Source organism: Janthinobacterium sp. 64, assembly GCF_002813325.1.
GTDB lineage: Bacteria > Pseudomonadota > Gammaproteobacteria > Burkholderiales > Burkholderiaceae_D > Janthinobacterium.
Genome location: NZ_PHUG01000001.1, coordinates 289142 through 309206 on the forward strand (window position 1 = coordinate 289142; position 20065 = coordinate 309206).

The following is a 20065-nucleotide window of genomic DNA, read 5'->3' on the forward strand; positions in this document are numbered from 1 at the left end:
TCTGAAATTATTTCTGTAAAACATTATTTTACCTGCCCGCGGAACCAGAACTGCGTCGCCAGCTCATCTTGTCGCTTGGCATCGACACGTTGTTGCTCGTTTGCAACATGCTTTTGTTTTTGCGTCAACACCTGGTCCAGCACCTCGCGTTTCGCCCAGGCCGTATTCAAGGCGCGCTGCGAGACGGCCATGTTGGCTTCGTGCAGGTGCAAATCGGTACGATGCTGGTCGGCCATCTGCATGACCGCTTGCTTGAAGTTGCCGCAATTGACAGACAGGGCCAGGGGCAGGGCGCCGCTGGGGCCGCTATCCGTGTACAGGCCCGTCAGGCGCTCCAGGTTTTTATGGTAGCGTTCGCGCACGGCCGTCTGCGCCGCCATTTCGCCTTGCAGGCGCTCCACTTCGGTGCTGCGCAGGCCGACCAGGGTGGTCAGGTTGCGGATGGTATGCGCGTCGCTCACATATGCTCCTAGGCCATGATTTGTTCAAGTTGTTCGATGCACGGCCCCATCGGCGCCTCTTCCTTGGTGCCCTGGCACAAGAAGGCTTCGATGGGGGCGTGCAGCTGTACCGCGCGGTCGGTAATCGGATCGGCGCCCGGCACGTAGGCGCCCAGCGGGATCAGGTCGCGCACGCGCGCATGGCGCGCCATCGACGCTTTCAGCGCGCGCGCCGCCTGCATGTGCTCGGGCGTGATCACCTGCGCCATGCAGCGGCTGATCGAGGCGGCGATGTCGATGGCGGGGTAGTGGCCCCGCTCGGCCAGTTCGCGCGTGAGCACGATGTGGCCGTCGAGAATCGCGCGCGCGGTGTCGACCACCGGGTCTTGCTGGTCGTCGCCTTCGGCCAGCACCGTGTAGATGGCGCTCATGCTGCCATCCTGGTGGGCGCCGTTGCCGGCGCTTTCCACCAGTTGCGGCAGGTTCGAAAAGACGGAGGGCGGATAGCCGCGCGTGGCGGGCGGCTCGCCCAGGGCCAGCGCCACTTCGCGCAAGGCCATGGCGTAGCGCGTCAGCGAGTCGACCAGCAGCAGCACGTGCTTGCCCTGGTCGCGGTAATGCGCGGCAATCGAGTGGCACAGTTCGGTGGCCATGATGCGCATCAGGGGCGACTCGTCGGCCGGTGCGATCACCAGCACGGCCTTCTTGAGACCTTCGGCGCCGAGCGACTTTTCGACGAATTCGCGCACTTCGCGACCGCGTTCGCCGATCAGGCCGACGACGACGACATCGGCCACCGTCTGGCGCGTGATCAGGCCCAGCAGTACGCTTTTTCCCACGCCGGAGCCGGCCATCAGGCCCACGCGCTGTCCCTTGCCCAAGGTCAGCATGCTGTTGATGGCCCGCACGCCCACGTCGAGCGGCTCGACCACCGGTTGTTTCTTCAGGGGATTGATCTTGGGTGGCGTCACTTCCAGGACGTGCTCGCCGCCGAGGCGGCCCAGATCGTCGATCGGCTCGCCCAGGCCATTGACCATGCGGCCCAGCCACGAGGGGCCGATCTGCAGGCTGGCCTTGTCGGGCAGGGGCAGCACGCGCGCGCCCGTGGTCAGGCCGGTGGCCTTCTTGAAGGGCATCAGGTAGGACAGTTTTTCGCGAAAGCCGACGACTTGCGCGTCGAGCCACTCGCCGCTCACAGTTTCAATTTGACAACGCTGGCCCGTGTGCAGCCGGCAGCCGGCGCTTTCCAGCAGCAGGCCGGAAGCGCCGACCAGGCGGCCGGTCGGTGTCGCGACCGGAATATCGCCGATCTCGAAACTGCGCAGCGTGTCGGCGATCATGCAGGCGCGCCCTGGTCAGCGTGTTCGGCGGCCAGCGCCAGGTGGCTGCTGACTTGCTCCATGCAGGCCGACAGGCGCTGGTGGCAGCCCGCGTCGACTTCATTGTCGCCCGCCTTGATGCGGCATTCGCCCGCGTCGAGGCGCGCGTCGGCGATCAGGTTCCAGCGCTTGGCGCGCTTCGGATCGAGTTCGCTGATGCGTTTGAGTTCTTCCGGATTGAGGAAGACGTCGATTTCTTCGCGCGTGGGCGGCATCGAGGCGAGGGTCTCGTCGACCAGGGCCAGCAATTGCACCGGCTGCAGCGCCAGTTCCGCGCGGATCACCTGGCGCGCCACCTTGGCCACCAGGTCGACCACTTCCTTGCGCTGCGCTTCGCGGTAGTCGGCGCGCACTTTTTTCAGGTCGCGCAAAATCGCGTCGACGGGACGCGCCAGCCGGTCCAGCGCCACCAGGGTTTCATTGCGGCCTTCTTCGCGGCCCTGCACCATGCCATCGCTGCGTCCGGTGTCGTAGCCGTCCTGCTGGCCTTGCACCAGGCCCACTTCGTAGCCGTCGCGCTGGCCCTGCTCGAAACCTTCCGAGACGGATGCCTGCCACTGGCCATCCGTATCCTCGTTGGAGGCACGCTGGCCGGCGGCGATGAATTGCGACAGGGGCGGGAAACGATACGAGCGGAAGTGTTTCATTCGATCACCGCTTCGGCAAACAGTTGCACTTCGATCTCGCCCGCATCGGCGAGGCCCTTGACGGTGGCCATGATTTCCTGGCGCGTCTGTTCGATACGCGACAGTGGCACGGGGCCGGAACGGCGCATCATGTCTTCGAAGCTCTGCGCCTGGCGACGCGGCATGGTTTTCAGCACGGCATCGCGGATCGCCGGTTCCGCGCCCTTCAGGGCGATGGCCCACTGTTCCATCGGCACGTCTTCCAGGATGCGCGTGAGCGTGACATCGCTTTGCGTGGACAGGATCAGGAAGTCGTACATGCTCAGTTCGATTTCCGAGACCACGTCCGGGTCGTGCGCGCGCAGCAATTCGACCAGCGCGGCGCGGTTGCCCGGCATGCGGTTGAGGATTTCGGCGGCCTGGCGTATGCCTTCGACGCTGGTGCTTTGCGTGTCGAGCGTGCCCAGGCAGCGGCCCACCAGTTCATCGAGCTCGACCAGCAGGTCGCGGTCGATCTCGTCCAGGCGCGCCAGGTTCAGCAAGACCAGGTCGCGGCCTTCGACGGGCAGGGCGTCAAGGATCTGGCCGGCCAGCGCGGGCGGCAAAAAGGCCAGGAACACGGCTTGCATCTGCACGTGCTCGTTGACGATGTATTCGGCCAGCCATTTTGGCGAGGCCCACTGCAGGCGCGCCATTTTTGGACGGATGGCGTCGCCATAGATGTTGTTGAGCACGCTATTTGCGATATCGCTGCCCAGCGCCATGTCCAGCGAGCGCTTCAGGTAGCTGCGCGAGGCGCCGTGCACGCCGCTTTGCTGGCGGTAGTCGTCGAAGAAGGTCTGCATGGCCGTTTTGACGGATTCGACCTTGATGCCGCTCATGCGCGACATCACTTGCGTGACTTCCAGCAATTCTTCGCGCGACAGGCAGCGCAGCACGTTGGCTGCCTGTTCCTCGCCTATGCTCAGCAGCACGATGGCGGCCTGCTCCACGGGATTCAGGCTGGCGCTTTCGTACTCGGCGCCGTCGGAAGGATTATTGTTGTTGTTGAGTTCGGCCATTTTTCTGCATCCATTGTTTGACGACTTCGGCGACACGCTCGGGTTCTTTTTCAGCCAGCACTTTCAGGTGATCGACCATCACGTCGACCGCCGAGCCTGGTGGCGGCAAATCATAGTTTTCCAGCAGCGGTACGACCGGCATGCTGCCAGTGCCGGTCGCTTCGCCTTCGAGCGCCAGCGGGCTGCCATTCACGCCCAGAGCTGGCGCGCCAGCGGCTGCCACGCCAGTCGTGCCGGCGGCGCTGCTGCCGCCCAGTGCCGGCGCAGGATCGAGTTGTTTCAGTGCCGGCGGCGTCATGCGCGTGGTCAGCAAACGCATCAGCGGACGCAGGATCAGGAAGTAGCCGAGCACGGCGCCCAGGGCGTACAGCAGCCAGCTGCTGAAATCGACGACGGTATCGCGCTCTTCCCACCACTGCGCCACGGGCGGCTTGGCAGGGAAGGCCAGCGCAGTCAGGCTCAGGCTGTCGCCGCGCTGGGCGTTGATGCCCAGGCCGCTGTTGAGCATTTTTTCAATATTGCCCAGTTCAGCAGGGGTCCAGCCGGTTTTCGGATTCGGTGCGGCGGCGCTGTTGAGTACGACGGCCACGCTGAGTTTTTCCAGGCGGCCACGGCTGCGCTTGATCTGCGTGATGCTGCGGTCATACGCGTACTGGCGCGTGGTGGCGTTCTTGCGTGCAGTGCCGTCGTCGGCCGCTTTCGGTGCGCCATTGGCCGGCGCGGCGCCGGCGGCGTCGGCCGGTGCCGGCACGGCGGCCGCTGGTGGGCGATTCGACAGGCTGCCGGGAACGCCGGCCACGGTGCGGTTGCGCTCCTGCTCTTCGCGCATCGCTTCGCTCGTCACTTTCGGGGCTTCGCCGTATTTTTCCAGCGTTTCGTCCACACGGTCGTTGTTCACGGCGGCCGTCACGCTGAGCTTGAAGTTGTCTTCGCCGATCACAGGACCGAGCAGGCCCGTGACGTTGCGGCGGATTTCATCCTGGAATCGCTTCGCGCCTTCATTGCCAGCGGCCGAGGCGTCGAAGCCGTCCGTCAGGTCGACGTGCGAGGACAGCAGGTTGCCGCCCTGGTCGACCAGGCTCACGCGCGTAGGCGCCAGGCTGGCGACGCTGCCGGCCACCATGTTGATGACGGCGGCGATCTGTTCCGGCGCCAGGGTGCGGCCCGGTTTCAGCGCCACGACGATCGAGGCGGAGGACTTGTCACCATCGCTGGCGACAAACGAGGTCGACTTGGCAATCGACAGATGGACGCGCGCCGAAGCGATCGCGTCCATCGTCATGATGCTTTGCGCCAGTTCGCCTTCCAGGCCGCGGCGGAAGCGCACGTCCTGCACGAATTGCGATACACCCAGCGGGTCATTCTTGTCCATCAGCTCCAGCCCGGCCGGCAACTGCGCCGTCACGCCCTTCGAGGCGAGCAGCATGCGCACCTTGCCCAGCATGGCATCGGGCACCAGCACCTGGCCGCTGTCCGGATGCAAACGGTAGGGGATGTGCTCGGCGTCCAGCGTGGCCATCATGTCCGTCACGGCCACTTTTTCGCGCGCGCCAAACACCGGCTTGTAGTTGGCCTGGTCGCGCCAGGCATACATGGTCACCATGGCGGTGATGCCGATGGCCAGCACGACGATGGGAACCAGGTTTTTCAGCAGGGCGGGCGGGATGGCGGGCTGGGCACTAAGGCGCCAGCGCGCAAATGCGGACTTCATGGGGGTAATCACTTGGGGTAACTTTCGCTGGGAGGCTGGGCGTGGATCAGGGCGTGAAGATTACAGGGGCAGTTTGATGAGTTCGTCGACGGCGCCCATGACCTTGTTGCGCACCTGCATCAACATGGAGAAGGACAGGCTCGCTTCCTGGCTGGCCAGCATGGCGCCTACCATATCGTCACTCTTGCCACTGTCGACATCGCTCATTTTCTGCGCTGCCATGCGGTCGTCGCCGTTGACCTTGCCGATGGCGTCTTTCATGCTTTGCGCGAAGGAGAAACCGGATGGCTCCTGCGTGCCGAACTGGGCGGCGGGCGCGATGCTGGCGCCCAGGGCGTGCGCGTCATTGCTCAGTGCTGCCAGATCGGCCTTGATCAGACCTGCGAGTTCGTTGCTCATCTTGCCCTCTACTTTCAATATGCGGTGACGTATCAATCAGAATTACTGGTGTTGCCAATCCGGCAGTCGTGCATGTAAATGCCATCCTGCGCGGCCCGATCCGCAAGGCCCATCAGTTTTATCAGTTGCCACACCATCCGCTCAAGCAGACTCAAACAAACCCGGTAAACTCACTGCGAGATGATTTACATGGCCATGATAACTAATAATTAACTGATAAAAGTTTCTGCTGGTGGCAATAACAAGGACTGAAAACTGCCATAAAAACCGGAATCAGGTAAGCGCAATGGCGCACTGCAAATCACTATTTTGTCACTGTAAGCTTACCTCGCGGCAACTATAAAGTAAAGAGAGGATTGGCTCAAGGAATATTGATACATGGCAATATTCAGCTTTTTCATGTATTGTTCAGCACCGTAGTCATCTAGCATGCGATACGATGCGCAATCGTTTGCTTGCGCACCTGTCGGCAAAGCCAAGATGATGCTGTATTTAATTTCGGGCGATCCGTATAATTTGTTCTGCCACCGCAATACCGACATGACTACTACATGACAATCATTACCAAGACAGATCAAACTGCGCGCCATCAAGTCCTCGATTCCTGTCTGCTTGGACGTCCTGTCCATTTGCTGCATGTATTCGGCGCCCAGCTGCGCGACGACCTGGCTACGGCCCTGCGCCAGCCGATGAGCCGTCGTTACTGGGGTAATTTCCAGATCGACGCGGTGACGTTGGCGCGCGCGGAAAACGAGGACAGCGTGAATCGCTGGCTGAATTTTTCCACGTCCGCCGGCCAGACGGGCTTTACGCTCGAACGGCAGATACTCTTGAGCGTGCTGAACTATCGTTACGGTAGTGCCGGCGCCAAGGGCGTGCTGCCCGATCCGGCGCAGGTGCGCGTGACTGCCACCGAGGAGCGCCTCGCTGTGGTGCTGGGACAACAGTTGGTGAACAGCTTGTTTACCCGCATCCACAAGAATTTGCAAAGCGTGGGCAAAAGCAGCGACATCGACACCAGTGCCGAGGTCGCCGTGCAACCGGGCGTGCATCCGCCGCGCGGCAGCTGGGTCGTCAGCGTGGCGCTCAGCGATGTCGCGGCGGGGCAGAGCGGCCACTTCTGGTTCTCGCTGGACAAGCGGCTGATGGCCGACGTGCTGCGCGGCTTGCTGCCCGAGCGCGCGCAGGCGAAGAAAGCCTTGCGCGGCAGTGTGCGCCCGCTCGCTTCGCGCCTGCAAGTGACCCTGGAAGGGCGGCTCGTCAGCAAGCAGGTGCAACTGGGCGCCTTGTTCGACCTGCGCGTGGGCGATGTGATTCCCGTCAGCCTGAGCCGCACCGACGTCATGCTCGACGATTCCCGTTTATTTACAGCGGCTGTTTCCGAACACAAGGGCAAGCTCTGTTTAACCTCATTTGAAGATGTCGAATAATATGAATATCACCGATACCAACCAGAGCGAAACCCTGCTGGAAGACCTGGGCGATGACATGATCATCGACCAGGGCGACATGTCCGACGTGGCCAGCACCCGCGCGCGGCGCGATATTCCGCAGATGATGCGCAAGATTCCCGTCACCCTGACCTTGGAAGTGGGCTCGGCCCGCATTTCGCTGGAAGAACTGATGGCCATCGGCCCGGAAAGCGTGATCGAACTCGACATGCTGGCCGGCGAACCGCTGGTGATCAAGGTCAACGGCACGCCGATCGGCCGTGCCGAAGTGGTGGTGGCCGGCGAGAACTATGGCCTGAAAGTCATCGACCTCGACGGTCTCAATCTCGACCTGATGACAGCATGAAGCTGGCGGTACCCGGTTTGAGCCGGCGCCGTGGCGCGCTGGCTGCCGCGCTGGCTGTCCCCATTCTGATGCTGTGCTGCAGCGCCGCCGGGGCGCAGGATTTGTTGTCCGGCGTGGTGCCTGGCGCGAAGACCGACCTGTCGGTGAAGATGCAGATCCTCGTCGTCATGACCCTGCTCGGGCTGCTGCCCGTGATGGTCATGATGATGACCAGCTTTACCCGCTTCGTCATCGTGCTGTCGCTGTTGCGCCAGGCCCTGGGCCTGCAGCAGGGTTTGCCCAACCGTATCGTCACGGGCATCGCCCTGATTCTCACCTTGCTCGTCATGCGCCCCATCGGCGAGCAGGTGTGGAAGGACGCGTTCGTGCCCTACGACCGCGACCAGATCGGCATGCAGGAAGCGCTGAAGATCGCCGAAGTGCCGATTTCGCGCTTCATGCTGGCGCAGACGAGCAAGGCTGCGCTGGCGCAGATCGCCCACCTGGCCGGCGAGCCGGCTAGCATGCGCCCGCAAGACCACAGTTTCACGGTCAAACTGGCGGCGTTTGTGTTGTCCGAACTCAAGACGGCGTTCCAGATCGGCTGCATGCTGTTCATACCGTTCCTCATCATCGATCTGGTGGTGGCGTCCGTGCTGATGGCGATGGGCATGATGATGCTCTCGCCGCTCGTCATTTCGCTGCCGTTCAAGCTGCTGCTGTTCGTGCTGGTCGACGGCTGGACCCTGACCGTCAACACCCTCGTTACCAGCATACAGGGCTATTGATCGATGTTTACCCCTGAAATCGCCGTCGACCTGATCATTGAAGCGTTGCATGTCGTCATGCTGCTGGTGGTGATCCTGGTCGTGCCAGGTTTGCTCATGGGCTTGCTGGTTGCGCTGGTGCAGGCGGCCACCTCGATCAATGAACAGACCATGAGTTTCCTGCCGCGCCTGCTGGTTACCCTGTTGGCGCTGATCCTGGCCGGACGCTGGATGGCCGGTTACCTGATGGATTATTGCGTGTCCATTTTTCAGCGCGCGGCGACCCTGGTCGGATAGCGCCACGCGCCCATGGATCAGATTTTCAATCAGGTGCTGCCGTTTCTGCTGGCCGTGTGGTGGCCGTTCTGCCGCATCCTGGCCATGCTCAGCGCCTCGCCCGTGATCGGCGACGGCGCCGTGCCCGTCACCGTGCGCATCCTGCTGTCGCTGGTGCTGGCGATCCTGATGCTGCCCGTGATGCAGGCCTCGGGCATCTCGCAGGACTTGTTGAAAATCGATCCATTTTCCCTGTACGCCATCGTCGCCACCCTGGAGCAGGCCGTCATCGGTTTCGTCCTTGGCCTGGCCTTCCACTTCGCCATGTCGGTGATGTCGGTGCTCGGCTACATGGTGTCGAGCCAGGTGGGCTTTTCCATGGCCGTCATGAACGATCCACTCAACGGCACCTCGTCGGACGTCATCACGGGCCTGCTCACCATCATGTGCATGATCGTCTTCTTTGCCGTCGACGGCCATCTGGTGCTGACGGGCGTGATCGGCGCCAGTTTCAAGGCCTGGCCCGTGGGGCAGGGCTATGCCCCGCTGCTGCTGCAGACGGTGGCGTACAACGTGGCGTGGATCTTCGCCGCCGCCATGCTGCTGGCCTTGCCCATCGTCTTTTCCACCATGGTGGTACAACTGGGCTTCGGCTTCCTGAACCGCGTGGCGCCGTCGCTGAACCTGTTTTCGCTGGGCTTTTCCATGATCACCGTGTTCGGCCTGCTGATGCTGGGGCAGATCGTGCGTTTTATTCCCGAGCACTACATCGCCATGACGAACCGCGTGCTCGACATGATCGCCGAACAGATGCGGGTGGCCCATGGCTGACAATAGCACCGGCGACAAGACCGAAAAGGCGTCACAGCAAAAGCTGAAGAAATCGCGCCAGGAAGGGCAGGTGGTGCGTTCGCGCGACCTGTCGACGGCGCTGGGCATCCTGATCAGCATGAAGCTGTTCGTGTTTCTGCTGCCTTCTTATCTGGATACCTTCCGCGGACTGTTCGCCATGGCTTTCATGCCGCTCGACAGCAAGGGCGCGCTCGACAATGCCATGTCGATGGCGTTTACCACCTCGGTGGGCTTGCTGATCAAGATGATCGTGCCGCTGTTCTGCGTGCCCCTGTTTGTCGTGCTCGGCTCCTTGATTCCCGGCGGCTGGGTCATCAGCACGAAGAACTGGATGCCGAAGATGGAGCGCCTGAGCCCGGCCAAGAATCTGGGCCGCCTGGTGTCGCCCAAGCATGGCTTTGAATTCGGCTTGTCCATCGCCAAGGCCGCCGTGCTGGGCATGGTGATCGTGCATGTCTGCCGTTCCAGCCTGGTGCAGTACGTGGATTTGCAGCACCGGCCCCTGCAGCAAGCCATGCTCGATGGCTCGGCCTTGATGCTCGACGGCCTGATGGCCCTCATTTCCGTCTTCATCCTGTTTGCCATCATCGACGTGCCGGCGCAGGCCTTCTTTTTTGCCCGCGACCAGCGCATGAGCAAGCAGGATCTCAAGGAAGAGCATAAAAGCAGCGAAGGCCGGCCCGAAGTGCGCCAGCGCATCCGCCAGTTGCAGCAGCAGATCGGCCGGCGCAGCGTGCGCAAGACCGTGCCCGACGCCGACGTGGTGATCGTCAACCCCGAGCATTACGCCGTTGCATTGAAGTATGACCAGGACCGCGCCGAGGCGCCGTTTGTCGTTGCCAAGGGCGTCGACGAGATGGCGCTGTATATCCGGCAAGTGGCGAAAGAACATCATATTGAAACGCTGGAGTTGCCGCCGCTGGCGCGCGCCATCTACAACACCAGCCAGGTACAGCAGCAGATTCCCGTGCAGCTGTACCAGGCCGTGTCGCAGGTGCTTAACTACATACTGCAGCTGAAAGCATTCCGGTCCGGGCAGCGTGCTGCCCAGCCCGTATTACCCACCGAGATGGCCGTGCCATCTCATCTGAGCGAGGTAGTCCCTTCATGAATTTCCTGAACCGGTTGGTTGCCGAAATGCGCCGCCACAAGTTCGCCACGCCGCTGTTCCTGCTGGTGATCCTGGCAATGATCATCCTGCCGCTGCCGCCCGTGCTGCTCGATATCTTGTTCACTTTCAATATCGTGCTGGCACTGATCGTCATCCTGGTCAGCGTGTCGGCCAAGCGGCCGCTCGATTTCTCCGTCTTCCCGACGGTGATCCTGGCCACCACCATGCTCAGGCTGACGTTGAACGTGGCGTCGACGCGCGTGGTGTTGCTGCACGGACATACAGGCGCGGACGCGGCCGGTAAGGTCATCGAGGCCTTCGGTAACGTGGTGATCGGCGGTAACTTCGTCGTCGGTATCGTGGTCTTCGTGATCTTGATGATCATCAACTTCGCCGTCGTCACCAAGGGTGCCGAGCGTATTTCCGAGGTGTCCGCGCGCTTTACCCTCGATGCCTTGCCGGGCAAGCAGATGGCCATCGATGCCGACCTGAACGCCGGCCTGATCAACCAGGAAAAAGCCCAGATCCGCCGCAAGGACGTGGCCGCTGAAGCGGATTTCTATGGCGCCATGGACGGCGCGTCGAAGTTCGTGCGCGGCGATGCCGTCGCCAGTATTTTGATCTTGATCATCAACATGGTCGGCGGCGTGGCCATCGGCTCGCTGATGCACGACCTGTCGTTCGGAGATGCTTTCCGTCAATACGCACTGCTGACCATCGGTGATGGTCTGGTGGCGCAGATCCCGGCGCTGCTGCTGTCGGCCGCCGCCGCCATCCTGGTGACGCGTATCAGCGATTCGGGCGACTTCGAACAGCAAGTGGCGGGCCAAGTGCTGACTTCGCCAACGGTGATCTTCAGCGCGTCCGGCATGATGGTGGCGCTGGCCTTGATCCCGGGCATGCCGTGGTTCATGTTCATGACCTTTGCCGGCGTGCTGGCCTTCGTCGCCTGGCGCCTGACCAAGCGCGTGAAGGGGCCCGATACGGCCGGCATGGCGGCCATCGAGGCGGCCTTGCGCGAGGACAAGCCTGCCGAGATGGAGTGGCAGCAGCTGCCTGCCGTGCAACCGCTGATGGTGATGCTCGGCTATAAACTGGTGGGCATGGTGGATAAAACGCAAGGCGAACCGTTGACCAAGCGCGTCAAGGGCGTGCGCCAGAGCCTGTCCGAATCGATGGGCTTGCTGCTGCCGAATATCGGCGTGCGCGACGACCTGGCCCTGAAGCCGTCGCAGTATGCGATCGTGCTGTCGGGCACCGTGGTGGCGCAGGCGGAAGTGCAGGCCGACCGCCTGATGGCGATCCCGTCGCCGAACGTGTATGGTCAGCTCGATGGCATTCCCGGCATCGAACCGGCCTACGGCATGCCCGTCACCTGGATCGAACCCGGTGAAAAGGCGCATGCGCTGGGCCTGGGCTACCAGGTCATCGAGGCGCCCAGCGTGATCGCCACGCACTTGTCGAAGATGGTGCGCGAATACTTGCCGGAACTGTTCCGCCATGAAGACGTCTCGAATATGATGGAGCGCCTGACGGCCCTGTCGCCCAAGCTGGCCGGCGCGCTGGACAAGGCCCTCACGCACACGCAGATGCTGCGCGTGTTTCGCGTCTTGCTGGCAGAAAACGTGTCACTGAAGGATATCGTGCCCATCGCCACCACCTTGCTCGACAGTTCGGAAACCACCAAGGACCCGATCCTGCTGGCGGCCGAAGTGCGCTGCGCGCTGCGGCGCCAGATCGTCAGCGGCCTGTTTGGCCAGAAGATGGAAATGCAGGCGTTTAACCTCGGTGGCGAGCTGGAAAACATGCTGCTCGGTTCGCTGAACCAGGCGCGCCAGTCCGGCAAGGTGACCCTGGATAATTACCCGATCGACCCGCACCTGCTGTCGCAGCTGCAAGTGAACATGCCGGTGGCGCGCGAGCAGATGAAGCAGCAGGCCACGCCGCCGCTGCTGCTGGTGCTGCCGCAGATCCGTCCGCTGCTGGCCCGCTATGCGCGCCTGTTCGCGCCTGGCCTGCATGTGCTGTCGTATAACGAAATCCCGGAAAACCGCGAAGTGAGCATCATCGGCACGGTGGGGTAAACGGTGGAATAAACAAAAAACGGCGCTGCGGGCGCCGTTTTTTTATGCTGCATCAATCTTGCTCGTCGATCGGTGGCAGCAGCTCGTGCTCCTGGCCGTCGGCCAGCAGCAGCACGGTGCGGCCTTGCGCCGTTTCTTCCTCATCGCCATAGTCGTAACCGAGCGGCGCCGCCACTTCCTTCGAGACGATGATGGGCTCCTCTTCGGCTTCGGCTTCGGCGGCGTGTGCCGCGGGCGCTTCGGGATCGGCCGCCGCTTCCGCTTCCGGCTGCGTCAGCAGCAGGGCCACTTCGGCCATGGCACGGAACAGGGGCAGCGACAGCGAGGCGGCGCCCGCTTGCATCGGGTAGTTGCCATGCACGCGCTGCGCGTGCAACTGGCGGTTCAGGCGGCAGCGCACCAGACGCAGCCCGGCGCGCCGCACGGCGTCGGCGATTTCGGGCAGGGCCAGGCGCAAGTGGCGCAGCGCCGCTTCCTCGTCGGCCGCCAGTTCCAGCAGCACGCCGTCGCCGGACGGCTCCATCTGGATCACCACCCGGCCGATGCCGATGATGATCAGTTCGACGCGCAGCGCCACCTTGCCGCGCCGCCTCGGTGTTGCGTCCTCGTCTTCATCGCTGGGCAGCACGCGCAGCAGCAGGCGCTGGCCGCCCCAGCCATACACGGCAAAGCGCCACGCTTCGCTGTCGACCGTCAACGGTGGACGGGCGCCTTCGCGCAGCAGGGCCGGTTGCTGCTCGGCCATGAACAGATTGCCCGGCACGTGCTGGCCGCGCGCCTGTTCCTGCAGGGCGGCATATTGTTCGCCATACGTCTTGACCATCACGCGCCACGAGGCGGCCAGCTGCGCCGCGTCGGGCGGTAGCCAGACCAGCTGGCGCGTGAAGAACAGTTGATTGACCTGCATGGCGCTGCTGTCGCGCGGCAGGGCGCCGCCCGTGCCATCGGCATTCGGCTTGATCAGGGATGCCAGGCTGTCCTGGCCTTTTTGCGCCAGTTGCGCGGGCAGGGTGCCGGCGTCGGGCGCTGGCGCCATGTAGGGCCCGATGGGCACCAGCGGCTGCACCACGCCCGGTGTCATCGGCGTAGCAGGGCTGACGTCGAAGCGCTGGGTAATCAGGGGCAGGGGATTGCCTGCGGACACACGCTCTATCGCCATTGCTGCTCCTCCCGCATGGGATGAATAAAAAAAAGCCAACTGCTTGCGCAGTTGGCTCTGGTCGGCCTGACCTGAGCCAGGTCAGGACGCGCTTACTATTATTGCAGCAGGGACATGACCATCGAGGACATGCTGTTGCTTTGTTTCAACATGGCGGTACCAGCTTGCAGCAGCATTTGCGAAGCGGTCATGTTCGAGCTTTCGGTCGCGAAGTCGGTATCCATGATGCGGCCCGAAGCAGCTTGCGTGTTGGTGCTGACGTTGGCCAGGTTGGTGGCAACGTGGTCCAGACGGTTACCTGCGGCACCCAGTGCCGAACGCAGCGAGCCCAGCGCATCGATCGCCGTCGACAGCTTGTCGATCATGGGCGACGCGGTGCCTGCGGTCAATTCGGTACCGGTGACGCCGCTTGCAGCGCCGAAGCCGTTGAAGTTGACGCTGGTTGCCTTGACCGCCGTTTGCATCGTGGTCAGGGTGGTGGAGACGTTCAGGCCCATGGTTTCCGACGTCGAAGCGCCGATCTGGAAACTGAGGGCGGTGGAAAATTTGCCGCCATTGCCAGCTGCCGTCGCCGCCGTCTCGTAGGCGATTGCTGCGGTGCTCTTGGCGCTGGCGGTGGTCGCTGCCAGCTGGTCCTTGTTGTACTGTGCCTGAGCGAGGTTCATAGCGTCGGCGTCGGCGACGGTGCCGGAACCCGCGTAGGTTGTTTGCGCAGTGTTATAGGTGGCCAGCGACGTGGCGGCAGTGGCGCTGGCGGTGGTGGCGGCGGTCGCGGCTGTAGTTTTGGCCAGGGTCGCTGCGGCAATGTCGCCTGCGCTTGCCGCGCTGTTCAGCAGCTTCTGGCCGCCGAAAGAGGTGTTGCCCAGGATGTTGGTCAGTTCGGTGCCCAGCGCATCGTATTCCGACTGCATGGCGACCTTGTCGCTGGCATTGGCGGAGCTGTCTGCAGCTTGGGTCGCCAGGTCTTTCATGCGCACCAGAATGTTGTTCGCTTCGCCCAGTGCGCCGTCGGCGGTCTGGATCATCGAGGTGGCGTTTTGGGTGTTGCGCATGGCCATGGCCATACCGCTGGTTTGTGCTTTCAGGCGGGTTGCAATTTGCAGGCCGGCAGCATCATCCATTGCCGAGTTGATGCGGTAGCCGGTGCTCAGGCGCGTCATCGAAGTCGACAGCGATTGTTGGGTTTTGGAGATGGAATTTTGTGCGGACAAGGCCGCGGAGTTGGTGTGAAGGCTCAGCATGAAAGATACTCCAGTTAGTTGGTTGCGTTTCGGAGCAGCATTTTTGCGCTCTCCCAAGTACAAGACGACCATTCCCTCAGGAAAATTAAATTCTTATGAGAAATTTTTTAAATTTATTTGGCAGTCAGGATTCGGATGGCCTTGCGCCAGCGCTTGCGAATGCGAAAAACTGGCATGCACTTCTTCAATGCGGGCCGTTGCCTGCAGTACCTGGCCCAGGTCGTGATGTCATTGTGGGGCCTCGGGAACCAACGCGCGTGCCTGCCGATAGTGCGTGGCCGCGCCATCGAAGCGATGCTTCGGCCAACGTTGGCTCAAGCTCAACGCGCGCCGATAACATTCAATGGCGGCGCGGTAATCGCCGGCATCCTGGCATGCATTGCCAGGGTTGCCATGTGCCTGGGCGTCTGCGGGACTGAGCTTTACCGCGCGTTGCAGCACCGCCAAGGCGTCCTTGCCCTGCGCTTGCAGAGCGGTGTCGAGGCAGACGTCAACCAGCCGGTGCAAAGCCAGATAATCAGATGTACTGGTGATGTCATGAAAATTCAGGCGTTCGGCCGTGATGCTTTCTTCTGCAAACCACCCCAGCAGCATGTTGCGGAACTGTTCACTGGGCATAGCTCCGACGACCATTCGGGCTTGCGGTACGGCACCTAGCAGCGCAGACCAGCCGGCGATAACTTCGCGGCTGAGCTTGTTGGCGCGATTGAAGCTGCCACAGGTGAGGTGGCCGTGCGCCAACGCTGGTGCTGTGGCGATCGCTGGTTCGTTATGAATCGATGGTTCGTCAGCTTGAAGCAGCAAAGCGGCATCGTAGGCAAGGATGGCTTCTTCGTGGCGGCCCGCAGCGCTCAGCCGTTCTGCCAGTTTGCACTGCGCTACTGCATCATGAGGCAGCGCACTTTGCGCCTGCTGGTTCTTGTCGACAGCAGATTCTGGGCGGCGGCCGATAGGTGACGAATTGTTTGCGCGCATATGGATGGACTGTCAGGAGGAGGAAGGGTAGAGCCACCGGATTGTTCGTTATAAACATGCCACAGAGAAACTCTCCTTGAAGAATATGCCGGCGCGATGGGGCATGGGCATTCGCACACACGAGAGGCAGGCGCCTGCCTTCGCACAGCCCGGCGTGCCGGATGCGCTTCAGCGCAGTTGGAGGAACAAGGCGGTGCCCATCACAAATGCCGAGCTGATCCGTTGTTGTTGTTGTTGTTGTTGTTGTTGTTGTTGTTGTTGTTGTTGTTGTTGTTGTTGTTGTTGTCGCGCCAGGAACTCATCGCCGGCCCGCTGCGGCCCGTCGCCATATGGCCAGACATAATCGTCAATGATGATCCAGCCGCCGGCGACCACATGCCTCTCCCAGGCGGCGATATCGGCCTTGGCTGCCTCGTAGGCATGGTTGCCGTCAATGTGTAGCAGTGCAATACTGCCGGCATAGTTGGTGGTGCCGAAGGACGGGCTATGCACGGCTGCCGTCTGGCGGTACTGCTGCTCCGCCGCGACCGAGGGCAGGCGCAGATAGTTGATATCGTTGGCGCTGTAAGGTAGCAGGTTCATCTCGAACACGCGCAGAGCTTCATCGTAATCGTAATGGTGGATGCAGTTGTCGACCAGGCCGCCAGTGTCGTTTTGCACCACGTACTCACTTTGCCAGGGGGCGATGCACAAGGTGTGGCCGATGTCATGCTGGCGCGCCAGGCGAGCCAGCACAAACGCCGACTTGTCCCATGCGCTGCCGATCTCGACCACGTCGCCGCGCACGCTGTGGCGGGCAATTTCGTAGAGGGCGCTGATTTTCTCGTCATCGCACATGCCTGGCATCACATTGGCATTCCGGATAGGCAGGCTTGCTGACATCGTCGGCGAGCGACGAGGCGACGATTACGGTGTGTCCATCGCGCTTGCAGCGCTCCAGATAGTCGAGCGAGCGAGGCATGCCTGCAGGAAAAATGGACGAGGCATGGATGGAGATTCCTTGTTGGGTAAATCGGACGTTACTGAAGGGCGCTGTCAGCCTGGGTGCGCGGTGGCATGGCCGAGTCGCGCTCCTGTTGCCGCTTGATGGCGGCGATGTCGCGCAGCAGGGCGCGCATGCCGCGCGATGCTGGCGGCAGGTCGTGCTCGATCTGGCCGCGCAGCGCTTTCAGCTGGTAGAACGGTACCGCCGGGTACATATGATGTTCGATGTGGTAATTCATCTGCCAATACAAAAAAGCCAGGAAAGGGTGCAGCAGGACCGTGCGGCTGTTCAGGCGGAAATCGTCGACATCGGGCTGCATGCCGAAGTGCTGCGCCAGCGCCAGTGTCTTGTTGAGCCAGTCCGCGATAAAGGTGGCGAATGTGACGAGCAATAATAGCGGCCAGTGGCCACTGGCAACAAAGGCGGCGGCCATGGCAAGATGGCCGAACAGGATGATGCGGGCAAACCGGATGACGGCCCGGCGCGATGCCTGGTCCGGGAACAGCTGGGCACCCCACTGGCCGCGAATGATGCCTAGGCTGTTTTCCACCACGATCTTGATGGCCCGGTAGCCGGCCGGCAAGTCGAACGACAGCGCCCAGAACCATTCCCTGTAGCGCAGCGTCTGCGGCAAGCGGACTTCACCGTCCTGGCCGGTGAGCACGGTTTTCTGGTGATGGCGGATATGGCTGGCCCGGAAATACACATAGTTATTCCAGGTCAGGAACGCGAACAAGGCCAGGAAGACATCGTTGTACACACGCGTCTTGAAGACAGTGCGGTGTACCAGTTCATGCCCTGCCCCTGCCCAGCCCAGGAAGGAAAAAAAGCTGCCATGAAGGAAGAGTGCTGCCAGGGCCAAGCCATGATGGCCGTTCAGGAAGGCACAGTACGCCAGCGTTCCGGTGCCGCAGAGCAGCAGCAGATGGCTGGCGACATGCAATGCACCCTGCATGTCGCTGCGTCGCATCAAGGCCGACAGTTCGGTGCCTGTCAGTTTGCTGCGGTACCAATTGACACGGGTTGGTGGCTTTGCACCGATTTTTTCTGTCATGTTATTGTGCGAGCAGGTGCTTGAAGTTGCCATTCAGTATAAAGGCCAGCATGGTATTTTCAACATGGATCACGGCCCGGTCGCCACTGAAATCATCGACAAAGCGGGTCACGTCGCCATGGATCTTCGAGCGGTAGTCGTGCCACAGGATAACGGAGTCAGGCTTGGCCATGGCCAGTGCGTTGGTGGTATCGATCGCCACCGTCTCGTAATCATGGCCGCCATCGATGAAGATGAAATCGAATTGACCGCTCAATTGCTGCGCTTGCGGATCGAGCTTGCGGCTGTCCAAGTGCAGGCGGGTAATTGCGGACTGGACGTCGGCTGGCGCGCGGTCGATGTAGAACGCGCCTTTTTCCGCAAACTGGCGGCGCAGGTAATTGTCGTTTTCCGTGTCATTTTGCAGGATCAGGGCGGCCGTGTCGCCGCTGACGGCGGTCAGGTCGATCTCGGCAGGCGGCAGGTCCAGCGTGGTGACATGGGCGCCGGGCGGCGCGTTGCTCGCCAGTAAAACCGAGGTGGCGCCCATGTAGGTGCCGAATTCAAAAAAAGTCTGCGCCCCGGTCAGCTTCGCAAGGCTGACCAGGATCGAGCTTTCCAGCAGCGTCATGCCGCCGATGGCGCTGCTGGGGATGCTGACGCTGAACATGATGTTTGCGTCGGGAAAGGTCGTTTCAACCTTCTGGAAAAGAACTTTGGGGCGTATCGCGCTGACCTGGGGGGCGCTGGTGGTGGTAGGCATGATGGATCCTGTTATTGTTAAGCTGCTGATTCCGCGGTGGTTTGAGCGGTATTGCGGCGTGGCACGAAGTACATGATCGTTTCCGACCAGCCCTGCGTGTAATGGCGCAAATACAGGTCGTAGTCCTGGCGGATGCTGGCGATATAGTCGGGAATGCGATGGAAATCGGCGGCGCTATGGTAGACGGAAATGGCCAGCTTGGGATGCTCGTCGCGGATATGGCGCTGCGAGCCGGCCAGGGCCTGCATTTCCCAGCCCTCCAGATCCATCTTGATGAAACTGACTGCCTGCGTGATGGCCAGGTCGAGGGTGGTTACCTCGATACTGCTGGAGCCGGCCACACTGACTGCGCTGGCCGAACCTGCATCCGGATTGAACCACAAGGTACCGGCCTGGTCGGAAATGCCTTGTTCGATGAAGCTGATGCCGTGCCGCTGCGCCAGGCGCGTTTTTGCGTCCTGCATGTTCTTCGCTGACGGTTCGAACAGGAACACGGCCCGGTAGTCGGGATAGCGTTCGCAGAACAGCTCGGTCGTATCGCCGTCGAATCCGCCGGCGTCGACAAACACTTCGCCCGACAAGCACAGGAAGTCCTCGAAATACTGCTCCGAGAATCGCACCTCGTAGCTTGCCATGTGGCGCGGGTCGGCAGTGAGCCGGTATTGCACCACATGGTCGAAGACCGCCCTTGACTCCTCATCGGCAAATTGGGCGCGCAAGTGGTCCCAGCGGGGACGGTTGGCGGCGACATCGGCACGCATTTGCGCGACGAAGGCGGGTACCGGCACCAGGTCGGGGCGCGCTGCCAGCAGGTCGGCATAGCTGAGCCTAGCCTTCACCGGCTGCTGCGCCAGCTTGCGGGCGGCCGCAACCGGTGCAATCGACATGGCGCAATTGACCACCATGGCATCGGACGGGAGTTGCTGCATGGCGATGACCGGCTTGCCATGCCATTGCGTGCCACTGGCGCCGTCGTCGACGATGCCGTCAATCGGGATGTCCAGCGTCGACAGCAGGGCCAGCGCATGTTCATTACGTCCCAGCAGGAAGCGCGGCGCGCTCACCAGGGCCGATAGAAACGCTTGCGCCTGTTCGTCCGCGACGGCGTGCCGCGTGATCGGTATTGCTGTAGCTGACATGGTTAATCTCCGTGCATGGGATGCTCGATGTGCATCTCTTCAGGCGGTTTTGTTGTCGATCAGGGCAAGCAAGCCCCGTACCGAGCGGAATTGTTGCGACTCGATATCATCGTCGTCCAGGGTGATATCGAAGCGCGCTTCCAGTTCCAGGATGAACTTGATGATGGCCATCGAGTCGATGATGCCGGCGGCAAGGAAGTCGTCGTCGTCGTTGAAATCAGCAGGCAACGGTGATTTCCTGGCCAGCAGGGTGAGGATGAATGCACGGATATCGTCTTGCATGGTGTT

General features: G+C 61.8%; 21 protein-coding genes. 7 read left to right on the forward strand and 14 right to left on the reverse strand.

What is annotated here, in order from left to right:
• Positions 1-23: 23 nt before the first annotated feature.
• The 6 genes from CLU91_RS01315 to CLU91_RS01340 are packed head-to-tail and all read right to left on the reverse strand — an operon-like array spanning position 24 to position 5616.
• On the reverse strand, positions 24-461 hold the full coding sequence (locus CLU91_RS01315; RefSeq protein WP_100872646.1) for a flagellar export protein FliJ: 438 nt from the start codon (positions 459-461) through the stop codon (positions 24-26).
• Positions 462-469: 8 nt separating this feature from the next.
• The gene (gene fliI, locus CLU91_RS01320; RefSeq protein ID WP_100872647.1) at positions 470-1780 is read right to left on the reverse strand and encodes a flagellar protein export ATPase FliI; all 1311 of its coding nucleotides are present in this window, start codon (positions 1778-1780) and stop codon (positions 470-472) included.
• Complete coding sequence (gene fliH / locus CLU91_RS01325; protein ID WP_099759565.1) at positions 1777-2466, reverse strand: flagellar assembly protein FliH; 690 nt, start codon at positions 2464-2466, stop codon at positions 1777-1779. The genes fliI and fliH overlap by 4 nt, the downstream gene beginning before the upstream one ends.
• Positions 2463-3506: a flagellar motor switch protein FliG gene (locus CLU91_RS01330; protein WP_100872648.1), complete on the reverse strand. Its 1044-nt coding sequence runs from the start codon at positions 3504-3506 to the stop codon at positions 2463-2465. The genes fliH and CLU91_RS01330 overlap by 4 nt, the downstream gene beginning before the upstream one ends.
• Positions 3481-5217 (reverse strand): flagellar basal-body MS-ring/collar protein FliF, encoded by a 1737-nt coding sequence (gene fliF / locus CLU91_RS01335; RefSeq protein WP_100872649.1) that lies wholly within the window; start codon positions 5215-5217, stop codon positions 3481-3483. The genes CLU91_RS01330 and fliF overlap by 26 nt, the downstream gene beginning before the upstream one ends.
• A gap of 60 nt (positions 5218-5277) precedes the next feature.
• Positions 5278-5616: a flagellar hook-basal body complex protein FliE gene (locus tag CLU91_RS01340; RefSeq protein WP_100872650.1), complete on the reverse strand. Its 339-nt coding sequence runs from the start codon at positions 5614-5616 to the stop codon at positions 5278-5280.
• A gap of 551 nt (positions 5617-6167) precedes the next feature.
• Here CLU91_RS01340 and CLU91_RS01350 point away from each other — a divergent pair.
• From CLU91_RS01350 to CLU91_RS01380, 7 genes are read left to right on the forward strand one after another with little or no spacing between them, the layout of a single operon-like run.
• A complete protein-coding gene (locus CLU91_RS01350) occupies positions 6168-7046 on the forward strand; it encodes a FliM/FliN family flagellar motor switch protein (RefSeq protein ID WP_198521209.1) in 879 nt (292 codons plus the stop codon).
• A 1-nt stretch (position 7047) separates the two neighbouring features.
• On the forward strand, positions 7048-7413 hold the full coding sequence (locus CLU91_RS01355) for a FliM/FliN family flagellar motor switch protein (protein ID WP_071077826.1): 366 nt from the start codon (positions 7048-7050) through the stop codon (positions 7411-7413).
• Positions 7410-8180 carry a flagellar type III secretion system pore protein FliP gene (gene fliP, locus CLU91_RS01360; protein ID WP_100872653.1) on the forward strand — a complete coding sequence of 257 codons (771 nt, stop codon included), beginning with the start codon at positions 7410-7412 and terminating at the stop codon, positions 8178-8180. The genes CLU91_RS01355 and fliP overlap by 4 nt, the downstream gene beginning before the upstream one ends.
• A gap of 3 nt (positions 8181-8183) precedes the next feature.
• Complete coding sequence (locus CLU91_RS01365; protein ID WP_100872654.1) at positions 8184-8456, forward strand: flagellar biosynthetic protein FliQ; 273 nt, start codon at positions 8184-8186, stop codon at positions 8454-8456.
• Between the two features lie 12 nt (positions 8457-8468).
• A complete protein-coding gene (locus CLU91_RS01370; protein WP_100872655.1) occupies positions 8469-9266 on the forward strand; it encodes a flagellar biosynthetic protein FliR in 798 nt (265 codons plus the stop codon).
• Entirely contained in the window at positions 9259-10398 is a 1140-nt protein-coding gene (locus tag CLU91_RS01375; RefSeq protein WP_100872656.1) for an EscU/YscU/HrcU family type III secretion system export apparatus switch protein, read from the forward strand. The genes CLU91_RS01370 and CLU91_RS01375 overlap by 8 nt, the downstream gene beginning before the upstream one ends.
• Positions 10395-12482 carry a flagellar biosynthesis protein FlhA gene (locus CLU91_RS01380; protein WP_100872657.1) on the forward strand — a complete coding sequence of 696 codons (2088 nt, stop codon included), beginning with the start codon at positions 10395-10397 and terminating at the stop codon, positions 12480-12482. The genes CLU91_RS01375 and CLU91_RS01380 overlap by 4 nt, the downstream gene beginning before the upstream one ends.
• A gap of 52 nt (positions 12483-12534) precedes the next feature.
• Here the strand turns inward: CLU91_RS01380 and CLU91_RS01385 are convergent, their stop codons facing one another.
• The 8 genes from CLU91_RS01385 to CLU91_RS01420 all read right to left on the reverse strand — a co-directional run bounded on the left by CLU91_RS01385 (position 12535) and on the right by CLU91_RS01420 (position 20059).
• Positions 12535-13641 (reverse strand): hypothetical protein, encoded by a 1107-nt coding sequence (locus CLU91_RS01385; RefSeq protein WP_198521210.1) that lies wholly within the window; start codon positions 13639-13641, stop codon positions 12535-12537.
• Between the two features lie 98 nt (positions 13642-13739).
• Positions 13740-14882, reverse strand: coding sequence for a flagellin N-terminal helical domain-containing protein (locus tag CLU91_RS01390; protein ID WP_100872658.1), 1143 nt, complete (start codon positions 14880-14882; stop codon positions 13740-13742).
• A 228-nt stretch (positions 14883-15110) separates the two neighbouring features.
• Entirely contained in the window at positions 15111-15857 is a 747-nt protein-coding gene (locus CLU91_RS01395; RefSeq protein ID WP_100872659.1) for a tetratricopeptide repeat protein, read from the reverse strand.
• A 168-nt stretch (positions 15858-16025) separates the two neighbouring features.
• On the reverse strand, positions 16026-16703 hold the full coding sequence (locus CLU91_RS01400) for a class I SAM-dependent methyltransferase (RefSeq protein WP_232730899.1): 678 nt from the start codon (positions 16701-16703) through the stop codon (positions 16026-16028).
• A gap of 173 nt (positions 16704-16876) precedes the next feature.
• On the reverse strand, positions 16877-17896 hold the full coding sequence (locus CLU91_RS01405) for a fatty acid desaturase (protein ID WP_157814535.1): 1020 nt from the start codon (positions 17894-17896) through the stop codon (positions 16877-16879).
• Between the two features lies 1 nt (position 17897).
• Positions 17898-18638: a class I SAM-dependent methyltransferase gene (locus CLU91_RS01410; RefSeq protein ID WP_100872662.1), complete on the reverse strand. Its 741-nt coding sequence runs from the start codon at positions 18636-18638 to the stop codon at positions 17898-17900.
• Positions 18639-18655: 17 nt separating this feature from the next.
• The gene (locus CLU91_RS01415; protein ID WP_100872663.1) at positions 18656-19777 is read right to left on the reverse strand and encodes an FkbM family methyltransferase; all 1122 of its coding nucleotides are present in this window, start codon (positions 19775-19777) and stop codon (positions 18656-18658) included.
• A 39-nt stretch (positions 19778-19816) separates the two neighbouring features.
• The gene (locus CLU91_RS01420) at positions 19817-20059 is read right to left on the reverse strand and encodes an acyl carrier protein (RefSeq protein ID WP_100872664.1); all 243 of its coding nucleotides are present in this window, start codon (positions 20057-20059) and stop codon (positions 19817-19819) included.
• Positions 20060-20065 lie beyond the last annotated feature (6 nt).

Excerpts from the sequence above, each read along its gene's own strand:
- CLU91_RS01380 (WP_100872657.1), top strand. The coding sequence starts at position 10,395 with ATGAATTTCCTGAACCGGTTGGTTGCCGAAATGCGCCGCCACAAGTTC.
- fliF (WP_100872649.1), bottom strand. The coding sequence starts at position 5,217 with ATGAAGTCCGCATTTGCGCGCTGGCGCCTTAGTGCCCAGCCCGCCATC.
- CLU91_RS01415 (WP_100872663.1), bottom strand. The coding sequence starts at position 19,777 with ATGTCAGCTACAGCAATACCGATCACGCGGCACGCCGTCGCGGACGAA.
- CLU91_RS01375 (WP_100872656.1), top strand. The coding sequence starts at position 9,259 with ATGGCTGACAATAGCACCGGCGACAAGACCGAAAAGGCGTCACAGCAA.
- CLU91_RS01385 (WP_198521210.1), bottom strand. The coding sequence starts at position 13,641 with ATGGCGATAGAGCGTGTGTCCGCAGGCAATCCCCTGCCCCTGATTACC.
- CLU91_RS01410 (WP_100872662.1), bottom strand. The coding sequence starts at position 18,638 with ATGCCTACCACCACCAGCGCCCCCCAGGTCAGCGCGATACGCCCCAAA.
- CLU91_RS01405 (WP_157814535.1), bottom strand. The coding sequence starts at position 17,896 with ATGACAGAAAAAATCGGTGCAAAGCCACCAACCCGTGTCAATTGGTAC.
- CLU91_RS01420 (WP_100872664.1), bottom strand. The coding sequence starts at position 20,059 with ATGCAAGACGATATCCGTGCATTCATCCTCACCCTGCTGGCCAGGAAA.
- CLU91_RS01395 (WP_100872659.1), bottom strand. The coding sequence starts at position 15,857 with ATGCGCGCAAACAATTCGTCACCTATCGGCCGCCGCCCAGAATCTGCT.
- fliP (WP_100872653.1), top strand. The coding sequence starts at position 7,410 with ATGAAGCTGGCGGTACCCGGTTTGAGCCGGCGCCGTGGCGCGCTGGCT.
- fliH (WP_099759565.1), bottom strand. The coding sequence starts at position 2,466 with ATGAAACACTTCCGCTCGTATCGTTTCCCGCCCCTGTCGCAATTCATC.
- CLU91_RS01330 (WP_100872648.1), bottom strand. The coding sequence starts at position 3,506 with ATGGCCGAACTCAACAACAACAATAATCCTTCCGACGGCGCCGAGTAC.
- CLU91_RS01340 (WP_100872650.1), bottom strand. The coding sequence starts at position 5,616 with ATGAGCAACGAACTCGCAGGTCTGATCAAGGCCGATCTGGCAGCACTG.
- CLU91_RS01355 (WP_071077826.1), top strand. The coding sequence starts at position 7,048 with ATGAATATCACCGATACCAACCAGAGCGAAACCCTGCTGGAAGACCTG.
- CLU91_RS01365 (WP_100872654.1), top strand. The coding sequence starts at position 8,184 with ATGTTTACCCCTGAAATCGCCGTCGACCTGATCATTGAAGCGTTGCAT.
- CLU91_RS01370 (WP_100872655.1), top strand. The coding sequence starts at position 8,469 with ATGGATCAGATTTTCAATCAGGTGCTGCCGTTTCTGCTGGCCGTGTGG.
- CLU91_RS01400 (WP_232730899.1), bottom strand. The coding sequence starts at position 16,703 with ATGCCAGGCATGTGCGATGACGAGAAAATCAGCGCCCTCTACGAAATT.
- CLU91_RS01390 (WP_100872658.1), bottom strand. The coding sequence starts at position 14,882 with ATGCTGAGCCTTCACACCAACTCCGCGGCCTTGTCCGCACAAAATTCC.
- CLU91_RS01350 (WP_198521209.1), top strand. The coding sequence starts at position 6,168 with ATGACAATCATTACCAAGACAGATCAAACTGCGCGCCATCAAGTCCTC.
- fliI (WP_100872647.1), bottom strand. The coding sequence starts at position 1,780 with ATGATCGCCGACACGCTGCGCAGTTTCGAGATCGGCGATATTCCGGTC.